Consider the following 13,536-nt stretch of genomic DNA (forward strand, 5'->3'; position numbering starts at 1 on the left):
ACCAGCTGTCCTTTATAAATGACCCATTCATTTTGACTGCAAGAAAATACGTATTTGCCTTACTTTTATCTATGACAAATACGTTACTTTTCTTCTTTTTTAATCTCATTTAAACAAAAATAAAGCGATTCGCTTTATTTTTGTGCTGCAATCACTGCAATTTCAATTAACCAATTTGGATTGACCAAATCAGCTTGAATCGTAGCGCGTGATGGCGCCACACAGTCTTTTAACCAATCAACATAGATCGCATTGACCTTAGGAAAATCAGCTAGGTCTTTCAGAAAAAGCTGTACCGAAAGTAAACGTGATTTATCGCTATTTGCGGAGGCTAACAATTGCTCGATCGTTGCCAATACATCACGCGTTTGTCCTTCGATATCTAAATCAGGATTTTTAGGCACTTGTCCTGATAGATACACCACCTGATTAAAAACCGTGACTGCACTCATCACTTCGGTGCTATTGATTTTCTGGATATCTGAATGTGACATGATGACTTCCTTAGTCTTGAGTGATAAATGGAACTCGTGCAGTTACGCCACACATAAGTTCATAGCCAACTGTGCCTGAGGCTGCTGCAACATCATCAATAGAGAGAATTTGTCCTGTTTTTGATGTTCCCCAAAGCACAACTTCACTGCCAATTTCAGCATTCGGAACTGGCGTTAAATAGACTGCCAACATATCCATACTGACTCGCCCAATGGTTCGAGTACGGATTCCATTGACTAACACGGGTGTGCCTGTAGGAGAGGTACGCTGATAACCATCTGCATAACCACACGCGACAATACCAATCGTCATTGCATGTGCAGCTACGAAACTTGAACCATAACCCACACTTTCATTGGCATTTAACTGCTGGATCGCGATCAATTCACTGCGCAAACTCATGGTCGGTACAAGTCCCCAATCTTGGATACTATGCTTCGGATAATCGGGAGAGCTGCCATAGAGCATGATGCCGCCACGGACATAATCGGAGTGTACTTGCGAGGGATATCTGAGAATGGCAGCACTATTACTCACCGATCTTTCGCCAGGTAAGTCCTGAATGGTGCTTTCAAATTCTGCGAGTTGATATTCAACCCCAGCTTGACCAAAACGTTCGCCATCAGCATCAGAGAAATGCGTCATATGGGTGATGTTGGAAACATTATTGAGGCGTTGCAGATGTTGCCAGATTTTTCGGTATTGTTGAGGCTTGAAACCTAGACGGTTCATGCCACTGTTCATTTTTAAGAAAATATTAAACTGGGCTGGATAGATATGCTGCTGTATCCATTCGACTTGATGCTCGCTATGTACCGTGAAACTCAACTGATATTCAGCGCAGTCAAATAAATCCTGTGGCGAAAAAATTCCTTCCAGCAATAGAATTGGACCAGTCCAACCTAATGCACGCAAACGTTTCGCTTCATCTATATCAAGCAATGCGAAGCCGTCTGCAGTTTTTAAAGCATCGTAAACTCGTTCGATTCCATGTCCATAGGCATTGGCTTTGACCACTGCAAACACCTTGCTGTCTGGAACAGAAGTTCTCACGACCTCAAGATTTTGGCGCAAAGCCTGAGTATGGATGACCGCAGTAATTGGGCGAGGCATAATGAACTTCCTTGTATAATCAAATTATGCCGCGTGTGAATAACGCTGGATCGATAAGCCATCCGTACTAATCTCAGTACGATGATTCATCACCAAATCACTAATCAATTTGCCTGAACCACATGCCATGGTCCAACCTAAAGTACCATGACCAGTATTTAAGAATAGGTTCTTATATTTGGTTGCACCAATAATCGGTGTGCTGTCTGGTGTCATTGGACGTAGACCTGTCCAGAATGATGCTTGTTGTAAGTCACCACCTGGGAATAAGTCTTGGGTGACCATTTCCAAAGTTGCACGACGATCATCATTTAAGCCCAAGTTAAAGCCACTTAATTCCGCCATACCACCCACACGGATACGTTGGTCGAAACGTGTAATCGCGACTTTATACGTCTCATCTAAAACCGTTGATTGCGGAGCAAATTTTGGTTCCACAATTGGAATCGTCAATGAATAGCCTTTCACTGGATAAACTGGCAGATTCAATTGCAATGGTTTTAAGAAATCGCGTGAATAACTACCAAAGGCAAGTACGAAACGATCAGCCGTTAAAATCGCACCATTGACCATCACACCTTTGATTTCATCACCTTCTACGATCAGTTGCTCAACATTTTGATCGAATTTAAATTCGACACCTAAGTCCTGCGCTACTTTCGCCAAGGCATTGGTGAATAAATAACAATCACCCGTTTCATCATTCGGCAAATGTAAACCACCGACTAATTTATCGGTGTGTGCCAATGCTGGTTCTACACTGCCCAGTTCTTGAGCATTGAGTAAATTAAAATCAACACCACATTCTTTCAGTACTTGAATGTCACGTTGCACTGCTTCAAGCTGCGCTTCATTACGAAATACCTGTAAGGTACCTTTGGAACGATTTTCGTAATGAATACCTGTTTCACTTCTGAGTTGACGCAAACAATCACGACTGTATTCCGCCACACGCATCATGCGTTCTTTGTTGACCGCATAACTTTGAGGATTACAGTTTTTCAGCATCTGTGCCATCCACTGAAGCTGCCACATGCTGCCATCTATATTAATGGCAAGTGGTGCATGATGTTGGAACATCCATTTTACTGCTTTGAATGGAATCCCTGGTGCAGCCCAAGGTGTTGAATATCCTGGCGAGATTTGCCCAGCATTACCAAAACTGGTTTCTTTTGCTGGACCAGACTGACGATCAAGTACAGTCACTTGGGCACCTTGTTGCGCAAGATAGTAAGCACTTGCTACACCAATAACACCACTTCCTAAAACGATGACGCGCATAATAGGTCCCTCTCGCTCACTAGTTTATTTAACTAGTATATTTTTGCTTCAATAGTTTTTTTGACTGTTTTATGGCTATAATCTAGGTAATTTAATATTTTTATCGCGGAAAAATTAAAATAAAAGGGAATAATCTATGCGTAAATTAGACCGTATTGATCGCCTGATTTTAGACATTCTGCAACGTGAAGGGCGCATCGCAATTAGTGAGTTAGCTTCACGTGTGAACTTATCTACCACACCTTGCTCAGAACGCGTCAAACGTTTGGAACGTGAAGGTATTATTATGGGCTACTACGCGCGGCTTAATCCTGCGCATGTTGATCGTAGCCTGTTGGTGTTTTTGGAAATCAAACTGTCAGCAAAATCAGGTGATGTCTTTGATCAAGTAGCTCGAGATTTAGTCGATATTCCTGAGGTCTTGGAATGTCATCTGATCTCAGGTGAGTTTGATTATTTAGTCAAAGCTCGACTCAAAGAAATGAGTGCTTATCGACGTTTATTGGGTGATTTACTGAAAAAACTGCCTGCTTCGGCATCATCCCATAGTTATGTGGTGATGGAAGAAGTCAAAGAAAGTCTTTACTTAGACGTGAGTAAATAAAATTAGATGTCGTAGGATGCACCATTAAAAATATTTCAGCCTGCAAACGCAGGCTGAATATGTATCGTTATTCGTCTTCATCATCATAGATATAGCTCATACAACCCCATCCGTCGTATTCACCATCAAACTCTTGTGCAATTCGCGTCATCCACTCTTCTAAATCTGCAATATCTTCATATTCCAACATCATATTGACGTGAATATTTAATACCCACAAATCCGATCCATCTGAATGCAATTCTTCTTGATACAGTGAAATTTTTTGCTCTTGATGTAACAGATGCAATGCACATTTTTCTGCTTGTTCTTGCTTTTCAAACACAATTGAAAATTCGACTTCATGCGGTTCACTTAGGTCATTGCCATCTTCAACCATTTGCCAAAGCACATTACCATTGTCATTATCAGGAAATTGCTCGTAATCACGTGTCATTTGAATATCCTTTGTTGTCGTTTCAGTTTAATTATTTGGCTATAGATTAACCTATTTTTATGTCAGTTTTTAGACGCATGAAGATCATTATTGTAGTGAAAGCATAAATGATCTTCGATAGCTATACGGTCAACTCAATGGATAGCACAACTTGATCGATACAACGGATTCCATTTTCATAAATCGGCTCAGGATAGTGTTTAAATACATCTCGCTCAATGTATGACATACGAAAACCACACTTCTGATACAGAGCCAACTGATCAAAACTTGAGTTGCCTGTTTTAATCAAAACAGTGCTGACCGAAGATTGCTATGCATTTTCTATCGCATGTTTAATCAATGATTTGGCTAGACCAAAACCTCGATGCTCTTTGGTGACGGCTAAATTGATAATCTCCGCTTCATCCCCGCGTTGTAATAAACATAATTCTGCAATTACATCCCGACGATCATTGGAAATCACAAAGATTTTTACTTCTGATAGATAAGTTAAAACATGCTGCCAATCTGGATCGGCTTCAAGTAGTAATTTTTTTAATTGCGCTTGAGTCAAAGTTGGCAAACCAGCCCACTTTAACTCGTTGATACACGAATACATAGTTAAGAACATTATTCCTTGTTTTATTTTTTTCGCAAGAGTAGATAACTAAACTTCTGTTCATTTCCCGCTGGGGTGATATGAACTTCTTTCCCCTCTTCCACCACATCAAATGCAGATTGTCCAAAGAAATGTATCAGCTCTTGTGTGCTGTAGCGTTGCACAGGCAAACCACTACACTTCAATGCTCCATCTTCTGCAAAGGTTGAGATCACTAGATAACCACCTGATTTCAGCGCAGCAGTTACTTTTTGCAAATAACGCTGCTGATCGTTGTGCTCTGTCAAAAAATGAAAAACCGCCCGATCATGCCAAAGATCAAATTGATGATCTGCAAACTCAACCTCGACTATATTCGCAATAAGCCATGTCACTTTGTTGGCAAGTTCTCCCAAGCATACCTGACTTTTTTGTAACGCAGCCTCTGCCAAATCTAAAACTGTGATGTGTTTAAAGCCTTGTTCTAAAAGCTGATCAACTAAAACTGAGGCGCCACCCCCAACGTCTATGATTTCTGCCTCAGGGTGGAGTTGCGCTTTTTGGATCAATCGCAAGGAGGTCGAAGCCTGAGCTTGGAACCAACTGACTTCTTTAGGATCTTTGGTGGAATAGATGGTTTGCCAATGCTGGGTTAATGGTTGACTCATCGGGCATCTCACAAAACATTATATGTTTTTATAATCTATTGTAAATCCATCCACATGCCTAGCTTAGCTACACTTATTTCAACTTAGCTTACATTTTAAAATGGAATCACCGATTTAATTTCAACGAGATGTTGTTGTAAAGGATGCTGAAAAGACAAGAATGCAGCATGTAATGCCATACGTTTTAAATGAAATTTGGCAGGTTCAGGATGATAAAGTTTATCGCCCATGATTGGATGTCCAATATGCATCATGTGCACACGAAGTTGGTGTGAGCGACCTGTAACGGGTTCTAGTCGCACACGACTTTGATCAGTTTCAACATCGTAATCCATCAATTGAAACAGTGTCTTGGCTTGCTTACCCAACTCGAAATGCACGATTTGACGTGGACGATTTTCCCAATCTGTAATCAATGGGACATCGACACTGCCTTCAGCCTGAATTGCACCTTGTACCAAGGCCTCATAATATTTTTTGACGGTACGCGCTTGAAACATTTTACTCACGGCGACCTCTGCATCACGATGCTTAGCAAACATCAGTAAACCTGAAGTGGCCATATCTAAACGGTGCGTTACTTTAGCTGTTGGATGGAGATCCAATACACGTAAATACGCGCTGTCATGATGTTCTGGTAATCGTCCCATCACGGACAACAAGCCCGCAGGTTTATTGACCACGACCAAATCCTCATCTTCGTACATGATCTCAAGAGGTTCTTGGGGAGGTTGGTAAATAAAATGATCGTTTAAAGGCATAGGAAGCAAACAGATTGAATCAAGCGAGCAGATTATAACGACAACGGATAGAAAATCGACCCATTCAAAAAAATCACAGCCAGCGGATCGCTATTTTTTATCCTTGGTTTATCTAAAATAAAAACCCTGAATAAAATGTCTTTATTCAGGGTTTATTTGATTGAGTTCAGGAAGATTAAAAGTTAAGACGCTGTCTTCATCGGTTTATTTAAGCTGTCACGATAAAGTGCTTCTAACTCCTCAACCTCACCATTCATAAACGCGATGAGATATTCTTTGGCACGGTTCAGTGTCAGGTGATTAAAGGAAATCGTATCTTTGGCTTTGCGGGTGACCAATCCAAATACATCCTTTCTCGAAATCAGAACAGGAATATCACTATCCAATTTAAATTCAAGTTGCTGGGATTGAGCATAGGCATCCAAAATGATACGGACACTTTGTCCTGTATATTCATTCGTTACGATAAAACTGGTGCTTGTACCATCCAGTTGTAACTGACGGACCATTTGTTGTCGCCATCCCATTTCATCAAACTTACGAATGATCGTCTCTGCGTCAAATATACCCAAATGAGCAGCATCATTTCTGTTGGTTTGATGGGGATAACGTATTTTCAGATCGAACTCGTTCATTATTTTTCTGACCTATTCCAGTATGATCATATTTTGATTTTTCGCTTTTGATGGCATTATATCACTTTGTTTTTTAACATAAAAATCTCGACTTCTATTCATATTTTTTGAATTTAAAGATGTGTTTCACATTCGAATTTGCTTTTATTGATCTAGTATTTATTATTTTTAATGTTTTCGTCATATTCTGTTTAGATTAATTTTTTAGGGTATCAAGGGAAAACATGTTGTTTACTTCAACACCTATGACTTTGTAAGCCATAACCTTTGCCTATAAACTTTTGATCTATAGCGTCCTAAGCCGAATCGAGACCTTTTGGGTTCGTACACACTTGCTTTATAAGCCTCGGTGCATGCTACTCTTTTCGATCCCTTTCACACCCTTGAGACATATTTTAGGCAGATCGGGATGGGATTGTTTTCCTAAAAAATGGTATTTTTCGCCACAAATGAAATAGTTTTGCATACCAGATTCTAAAATCAGAATTATTTCCCATTTCAACAAAAAATAACTGATTTAAATTCCGATATATTCAAATTTACATGTGTATTTTTTCATGAGCCTATAAAATTTAAGCCCAAATCACCATAATCGCAGCCACGATCACCAACCACAAACCCAAATGATCGGTTCTCGCCAATTTTTCCTTAAAGAAAAATGCAGAGATTAATAAACTAAATAAAATCTCGACCTGACCCAGTGTTTTTACGATTGCCACGGTTTGCATACTCATCGCACTAAACCACCCCAATGAAGCAAGAAAACTACAGACACTCACTTTGAAAGTCAGTCCAAGACGTTGCCACATTTTGTATAAAGTCTGACGACTGAAAATACCAAGATATAGCAACAATATAATGCACTGGAAGCTAATCAAGTTACACAGCACCCATGCGGCACGATGTAGAAATGGCAACATGCTCAACTCTAAACTTGCTTCACGCACCAACAATGAGGTGATGGCAAAACACAAACCACTACCTAAACCGATCATCAATGTTTTCATTGACAGTTCAGTATGTTGTCTGCCTTTACTTAGTAAAAATACCGCGACTGCACCAATCGAAACACCCACCCAGCCCCATGCTGTTAAATGCTCTTGTAAAAACAGCACACCGACCAATGCCGCTAAAATAGCTTCACTTTTGGCGAGTCCGACCCCGATGGCATAATTCTTTTGTTGAAATAATTTGACCATTAAAGCCGTTGCATAGATTTGGCTAATCCCTGCGATCACCACATAGTACCAAAATTTATTAGAAAAACTGACTTCAACACTGACAGGCTGCTGAGCATAAAGAATGACGATATAACTAAAAGCAAAGATCGGTGCAAATAGAAAGCGTGCCAATGTCGTGCCATAAACATCGACTGTGGTGCTGAGTTGTTTTTGAAATGCATTGCGCCACGCCTGCATAAAAGCAGCCATCAAGGTAAATAAAATCCAAGTAAACGCCATCATCAACCATGCACACTCAAAATGTGGGTGTAATTTACTCGCTTGAAGATGATTTTTCGAGCTTTGATTGAGAAAAATACTGTCATTGCAACTCAGAAGCGATGGTTAAGATCACCATGCCATCGTTGTTTGTTGAATGAGAAGCTAGCTTTGGTTTACTTCAACTGTTTTTGCCAAGGAAACTTTTTCAGGCGATGTCTCACACGATACATCAGTCCGCCATGAAGATTGCCGACATGCCATGCTAATTTTGAAGTCAGCGTCATGTCAGGAATCCAATAACCAGATGCTAAAGGTTCGACAGGTTTAGGTTCAGCCAATTCAATTTCTGCGGCGATATAGCCCTCACCATCGGCTAAACTCATACGTGCCAATACATTTCCTGCCGCATCACAAATTTGCGTTTCGCCCACCATTTCAGTTAACCATTTGACATAAGGTAACAACGGCATATCACTCAGGATTTCGCCGACATGAGCGGCATGCACTACGGGAATACCTGTTAAGCGTGCCATTTGCGCAGGTAGTGCTTCACTTTGTTGTTTATAAATTTCATGTTCACGACGCATCCAAGTACCCAACAATCCATACCAATTGATCGGCATCGAATACCAACACATTCCACCTAAAATCAACTGTGCATGTTGTTCTCGAACACGCTTGGCGGTACGGAACCTTGCCCACTCCCAACCTGAGAGCAATGCAACCTTACAGTTCAAGCTACTTGAATCCACAACTCCATTATCCGAACCACCGCGATAAAAATTTTGCTCCCATGCAGTTGGAATATCTTTGTCATGCAGATGATAATCGCCATTCCGCTCCACCATGACATAAGTACCATAGGTATGCCCGTCACGAATTGCCACGAAGCCCCCTGTGATCACCACATTCAATTGCTTGGCTAAGCGAATTAGAAGCTGTAAGGGCTCACCCTGTAATGGTTGTGGCGTCAGCAAAGCTTGTGGTGAATAGACATTTGGAGAAGTCATCGACTCAGGAAGTACGATCACATCAGGCGAATGCTCTTTATATGCCGCTAAAATCAATTTTTCGAGTTTTTTAAATTTGCTTCAACCTGCCCTAACTGCAATGCAGACTGAATGGCGACGATTTTCATATCTATCATTCTTCTGAGTGTTCATGAAAATCTTAGCATCGAATCTTAGAAATACTTTGACCTTACTTCTTCAATGCTTAGTTTATTTTTCGGTAACGTCATCACTGATAAAAATCGTATTGGCTTTCAACATCGACGGCGCAAAATCCACCATACGGCGTAATGTTCGAGTGAAATGAGCTTGATCTGCAAAGCCTGATTCAACTGCTATCTCAATCAAAGTTTTGCCCTGCATCCACAGCTTGATGGCATAGCGGATACGCAACCACAAGATATATTGCCGCATAGATAGTCCAAGTTGCTGACTAAACAGATGCATCAAGCGTGACTCTGATAGTCCAACCTGTAACGCAACATCTGCGATGGTTGGAATTTGATGGGGTACACAGCGTTTGATGTATTCACATGCGAGTTGAATCCGTTGATCCCATGGTAAAGCCAATAATGGCTGAGGATTGAGTACCAATAACACATCCATCAGCAATTTCTTTACTTGTTCTAAGCAGAGTTGAGCAGTCATCAATTGCTGAAACTGTTTTTGAAAAGATTGAAGTCGATCAGCAGATAATGAATTAAATGTCTGTCCATTCAATAAAGGATGCAGATAAGCATAAAGCACATGATCAGGATCGATCAGAATTGCAATATAAGGTTGATTCTGTGAATCGGTACTGTGACTAATATTGGGTGCCATCACTACAACTTCATGATAGTTCGCAGGCTGATCTTCAACGACCAATGTGAAAGCAGTGCCCAAACCGATTTGTAATAGTGCTGGAAAATGCGCGTGTGCTTTATTCAAATGATCTTGAGTCACATACACAATCACGCCATCCCACGCATAGACCAAGCTTTTATGTGGTGTGATCGAGTCTAATTCCATGTGTTGAGATAGCATATTCGTTCAAGACCATTTCGGGTGGAGTGTTCAAAATGAAGACGACTTTAAACGAAAGGAATAGTCGTATGTCTCACAATACTCAAGAACTGATGAAAAACAATACTGTGCAGATGGAAGCCAGTGAATTTCGTTATAAAACCCTTGCTGAATTTTATCCTTTTTATCTTTCGCAACATGAAAATGCGACTTGTCGTCGCCTGCATTTCGTGGGGACAAGCTGTGTGATTGGTATTGCTGCTGCATCTGTTGCAACTGGAAATGCCAAATTACTTTGGGCTTTGCCTGTAGTGGGATATGGCTTTGCGTGGGTGGGTCATTTCTTTTATGAGCATAATAAACCTGCAACCTTTAAGCAGCCTTTCTTTAGTCTCGCCTGCGATTTTATTATGTATAAAGATATCTTATTAAAACGTGTGAAATGGTAATACACATAGGAAACTTAGATTATAAAATTAGGTCTAAGTTTCCTGATTGTACTGAATTTAAAAACTCACGATGTTGAATGACTGATCTTTTCTTGCTTTTTTTGGCTCACCCAACGTGCGACCACAATCACGAGAATAATCACAAATACCGTAATCACGACAGGCATCACAAATGCCAAGATCGACAAGACAATTGAGCCAATCAACTCACCCGTTGCCACTACAAAATTCCCCAGTCCACCAGTGGTTGCAGTTGAAACGCCACGTGCAGCTACCGTGCTCATTTGCACCACACCTGCTGTTCCGCCACCCACGATCAGCGCGGCTGCCCACGTCGCAAACTGTGACATTTCTCCACTACTGACTGCCATCGTACTGAGTGTGCCTGCCACTACAGCAGCAGGTGTGGCAATGGTATCCAAGAGATTATCGACCCATGGCACATAGTAAGCTGCGATTTCACAGATGGTTGCAAATCCAAGTGCAGCGCATACAGCAGGGATCGCTAACCATTCAAAACCTTTTGCAGGTTCATACCAGCCCATCAGGGTTGCAATGCTCATCACCAATAAAGGAACAAAGACACGAAAACCACAGGCTGCGCTTAATCCTACGCCGATACAAAGTCCTAAAATTGTTTCCATCTGGGTTTTCCTTATTTTTGTCAGATATCGCTATCTTGTTATTTCATATTTTACAGTAACAAAAAAGCCCTATCGAGTGACAGGGCTTTCATCAAAACAGTGGGTAACTGTTTGGTGTTTGCGGCTTAGGCATTCTTACTGTTGAATTGATTGCCAAGGCATTTGGTACACGGAGGTAAACGATCAGTACCAATTTCTAAATAGGTGCGATGTCCGCATTGGACACAAAAATAGAAGCCAGTTCCAGGTCTTTCGCCAGCAGTAACCATCTTTGTTCTCCATAGATTTTAGAAATGGTTCATATACTATAGCGTGATAGTTTTGATTATTTATTGACCTTCCTGACGAATGGTGGTGGCGGAAAGGTTAAAGATGAAATTTGGATGTTTCTCTCTAGAAATCTTGAAAGCTGTTTGAGAACAGAACATATCCATACATAAGTAGTCTAAGATATAAAGAAGCTCAAATATAATTAGTGACTTAAATTTAGATTGGATACCATGGTATCTGACTGCATATAGATTCACTTGCTAGTCGCTCTAGACATTCATATCCATCAATTTCCATATTAAAAAAAACAGCAAAAAGACATTATTAGAATTATTGAAAAATAATAAAAGCTCCATTTTAGAATGGAGCTTAAAAAATCAAGCAACACAATAAATTTCAGGAATAATATTTATTTCTTTAGCAGCGTGAACAAAAGAAGAGATTATCCAAAAAATTTGAGGAATTTGCGCCCCTACTTTATTTCCGTTTTTTATCTTTTCAAACTCAACCTCAAGTTGACTTTTTGATAAAAAAGTACAGCAAATCACACATTTTCTAATTAAATGAGGATCTTTCTGCAATTGAATAATAAACTGCATTAACTCATTGATATTACCTTTTCGGCAACGAGGTACTGAACTTCTTACATTTGGACCATTGTAAGTCCTAGAAAATTTATCTTGTTTAGTCTCAAGTAGAGTATTAGTAAACCACATATAACCTAGATTCTTAATGGCTTGTCCAACCACCTCATGTAAATCACTAGCAGAATTTGCCACTTGTTTATATTTAGAATGTATAAAAATTACCGATTTATCTTGTTCATCAAAGATTATGTGATCTGCCCATTCTCCTCCTAGGTCATCACATAGAATAAAATCAGCTGTAGAATGTATATTCTCTACTATCTTGAACACTGACGTATCTTCGAAATCTGTTGATGAACTAATCAAATTACCTTTTTCTGAGTTAGCATTACTCAACTCAGTTTTTACCTTGAATATTTCCAGTAAGCTATCAATTTGATTAATTCCAGATGTATCTTTATAACCCCTACCTCTAGAATACATATATGAGTAATCATCAAAGCAAATACTAAATGCTTTTTTCTTCATTATTATTTGCTGAAATGTTTGTTCAACATTATTTGAATCTACAACAATAAGTTTTTTTAAAAAATCAGAGTCTAGAGTTATAGACTTATTATTAATTTTTAACAATTCTCCTTTTTTAGCATTAAGATTTAAATTTTTATCAATCTCATATACTTCCGAAATTTTTTCTGCAATATAATTTTTAGCTTTACTATTTAATGGTTGTTTACCACCTTTTTTTAATATTTTATGTATCACTATTGAGTCATCTAAAAAAATACTTTCCAAGTCAGAGAATTCAATCATAAAAGATATTGGCTTTTTATCTTTAAGATCTTCAAATCCTACGGCTTTAGCAAAATTATTTAAGAAATTTACTGTATTTCCCGTCTTAAAATTATGTATTTGTGCTTTGGCCCATAAAGCTAAATCCTTTATACTTTCTCTTTGGCTAAATTCATTTATCCTTCCACTTGATAAGTTAATTGACTGTATCGCACCTTTGCTCTGTACCTTTACATAATAAGGTATAGATCGTCCCGCAGTATGTATTGACATAGCTCCATTTAGATTTTCAGCTTCATAACTACGTGACCTAATAGCTTTACTAGAAACTGTCATAGAGCGCGTGGCTAGCTTTTGAAACTCAGTACTATTGTCAAATGTATTTACTAGAGTATCAAAACTAATTAATGACATTTTTTCATTAACTAGTTCTTCGATTGGAGCACATGACTTTTTAAAAATAGCTATATATCCATCAACCTCAATTAACAAAAGGTATGCATGTATAGTATCTTTTAAACTAGAGTCATTAAAAAAATAGACTGGCTTTTCAGTACAAAATACTATTACAGAATAATTAAAATCTACATCATCATTATTTACTTTCTTTACTTCTTTAACTATAAATCGTGAATTACTCCTTTTATTCTTAGAAGCCTCCACAAATAAATCATTAATAAATTTTTTTGTTAATTTTACTTTAGGCTGGTAAAAGTGACAATTTCTCGTTAGCTGTATTCTATGCGTCATAAATATGACTCTAA

At 39.1% G+C, this 13,536-nt stretch carries 14 protein-coding genes and 2 pseudogenes; 2 read left to right on the forward strand and 14 right to left on the reverse strand.

Features of this window, described 5'->3' with window-relative positions; all coding sequences use genetic code 11:
- Window positions 1–134: 134 nt before the first annotated feature.
- The 3 genes from IRT38_RS02545 to IRT38_RS02555 are packed head-to-tail and all read right to left on the reverse strand — an operon-like array spanning window position 135 to window position 2,889.
- Complete coding sequence (locus IRT38_RS02545) at window positions 135–494, reverse strand: RidA family protein (protein WP_004956761.1); 360 nt, start codon at window positions 492–494, stop codon at window positions 135–137.
- Between the two features lie 10 nt (window positions 495–504).
- A complete protein-coding gene (alr, locus tag IRT38_RS02550) occupies window positions 505–1,608 on the reverse strand; it encodes an alanine racemase (protein WP_129261101.1) in 1,104 nt (367 codons plus the stop codon).
- A 24-nt stretch (window positions 1,609–1,632) separates the two neighbouring features.
- Window positions 1,633–2,889 (reverse strand): D-amino acid dehydrogenase, encoded by a 1,257-nt coding sequence (locus IRT38_RS02555; RefSeq protein ID WP_005403875.1) that lies wholly within the window; start codon window positions 2,887–2,889, stop codon window positions 1,633–1,635.
- Between the two features lie 136 nt (window positions 2,890–3,025).
- On the opposite strand from IRT38_RS02555, the gene IRT38_RS02560 reads away from it, so the two are divergent.
- Window positions 3,026–3,493: an Lrp/AsnC ligand binding domain-containing protein gene (locus IRT38_RS02560; RefSeq protein ID WP_004665270.1), complete on the forward strand. Its 468-nt coding sequence runs from the start codon at window positions 3,026–3,028 to the stop codon at window positions 3,491–3,493.
- A 67-nt stretch (window positions 3,494–3,560) separates the two neighbouring features.
- Here IRT38_RS02560 and IRT38_RS02565 read toward each other — a convergent pair whose 3' ends face one another.
- From IRT38_RS02565 to IRT38_RS02600, 8 genes and pseudogenes are all read right to left on the reverse strand, one after another.
- A complete protein-coding gene (locus tag IRT38_RS02565; protein WP_004907196.1) occupies window positions 3,561–3,929 on the reverse strand; it encodes a ribonuclease E inhibitor RraB in 369 nt (122 codons plus the stop codon).
- Between the two features lie 121 nt (window positions 3,930–4,050).
- Window positions 4,051–4,530: pseudogene (locus IRT38_RS02570) on the reverse strand (GNAT family N-acetyltransferase).
- 23 nt (window positions 4,531–4,553) lie between these two features.
- Window positions 4,554–5,177 carry a class I SAM-dependent methyltransferase gene (locus tag IRT38_RS02575; protein ID WP_194596882.1) on the reverse strand — a complete coding sequence of 208 codons (624 nt, stop codon included), beginning with the start codon at window positions 5,175–5,177 and terminating at the stop codon, window positions 4,554–4,556.
- Between the two features lie 95 nt (window positions 5,178–5,272).
- On the reverse strand, window positions 5,273–5,938 hold the full coding sequence (locus tag IRT38_RS02580) for a pseudouridine synthase (protein ID WP_004956772.1): 666 nt from the start codon (window positions 5,936–5,938) through the stop codon (window positions 5,273–5,275).
- A 182-nt stretch (window positions 5,939–6,120) separates the two neighbouring features.
- Window positions 6,121–6,573 carry a hypothetical protein gene (locus IRT38_RS02585; RefSeq protein WP_039047602.1) on the reverse strand — a complete coding sequence of 151 codons (453 nt, stop codon included), beginning with the start codon at window positions 6,571–6,573 and terminating at the stop codon, window positions 6,121–6,123.
- A 572-nt stretch (window positions 6,574–7,145) separates the two neighbouring features.
- Window positions 7,146–8,033 (reverse strand): DMT family transporter, encoded by an 888-nt coding sequence (locus IRT38_RS02590; RefSeq protein ID WP_194596916.1) that lies wholly within the window; start codon window positions 8,031–8,033, stop codon window positions 7,146–7,148.
- Between the two features lie 155 nt (window positions 8,034–8,188).
- A pseudogene (locus tag IRT38_RS02595) lies at window positions 8,189–9,153 on the reverse strand (carbon-nitrogen hydrolase family protein).
- An 82-nt stretch (window positions 9,154–9,235) separates the two neighbouring features.
- Window positions 9,236–10,051 carry a helix-turn-helix transcriptional regulator gene (locus IRT38_RS02600; protein ID WP_194596883.1) on the reverse strand — a complete coding sequence of 272 codons (816 nt, stop codon included), beginning with the start codon at window positions 10,049–10,051 and terminating at the stop codon, window positions 9,236–9,238.
- Window positions 10,052–10,119: 68 nt separating this feature from the next.
- Here IRT38_RS02600 and IRT38_RS02605 point away from each other — a divergent pair, with 68 nt between their 5' ends.
- Entirely contained in the window at window positions 10,120–10,479 is a 360-nt protein-coding gene (locus IRT38_RS02605) for a DUF962 domain-containing protein (protein ID WP_194596917.1), read from the forward strand.
- 65 nt (window positions 10,480–10,544) lie between these two features.
- On the opposite strand, the gene IRT38_RS02610 is transcribed toward IRT38_RS02605, so the two are convergent.
- The 3 genes from IRT38_RS02610 to IRT38_RS02620 all read right to left on the reverse strand — a co-directional run bounded on the left by IRT38_RS02610 (window position 10,545) and on the right by IRT38_RS02620 (window position 13,522).
- On the reverse strand, window positions 10,545–11,123 hold the full coding sequence (locus IRT38_RS02610; RefSeq protein WP_004956784.1) for a DUF4126 domain-containing protein: 579 nt from the start codon (window positions 11,121–11,123) through the stop codon (window positions 10,545–10,547).
- A 125-nt stretch (window positions 11,124–11,248) separates the two neighbouring features.
- Complete coding sequence (locus IRT38_RS02615; protein WP_004665293.1) at window positions 11,249–11,392, reverse strand: zinc ribbon-containing protein; 144 nt, start codon at window positions 11,390–11,392, stop codon at window positions 11,249–11,251.
- A 378-nt stretch (window positions 11,393–11,770) separates the two neighbouring features.
- Window positions 11,771–13,522 carry a hypothetical protein gene (locus IRT38_RS02620; RefSeq protein WP_194596884.1) on the reverse strand — a complete coding sequence of 584 codons (1,752 nt, stop codon included), beginning with the start codon at window positions 13,520–13,522 and terminating at the stop codon, window positions 11,771–11,773.
- Window positions 13,523–13,536 lie beyond the last annotated feature (14 nt).

It is taken from the genome of Acinetobacter sp. SK-43 (assembly GCF_015351505.1).
Taxonomy (GTDB): Bacteria; Pseudomonadota; Gammaproteobacteria; order Pseudomonadales; family Moraxellaceae; genus Acinetobacter; species Acinetobacter junii.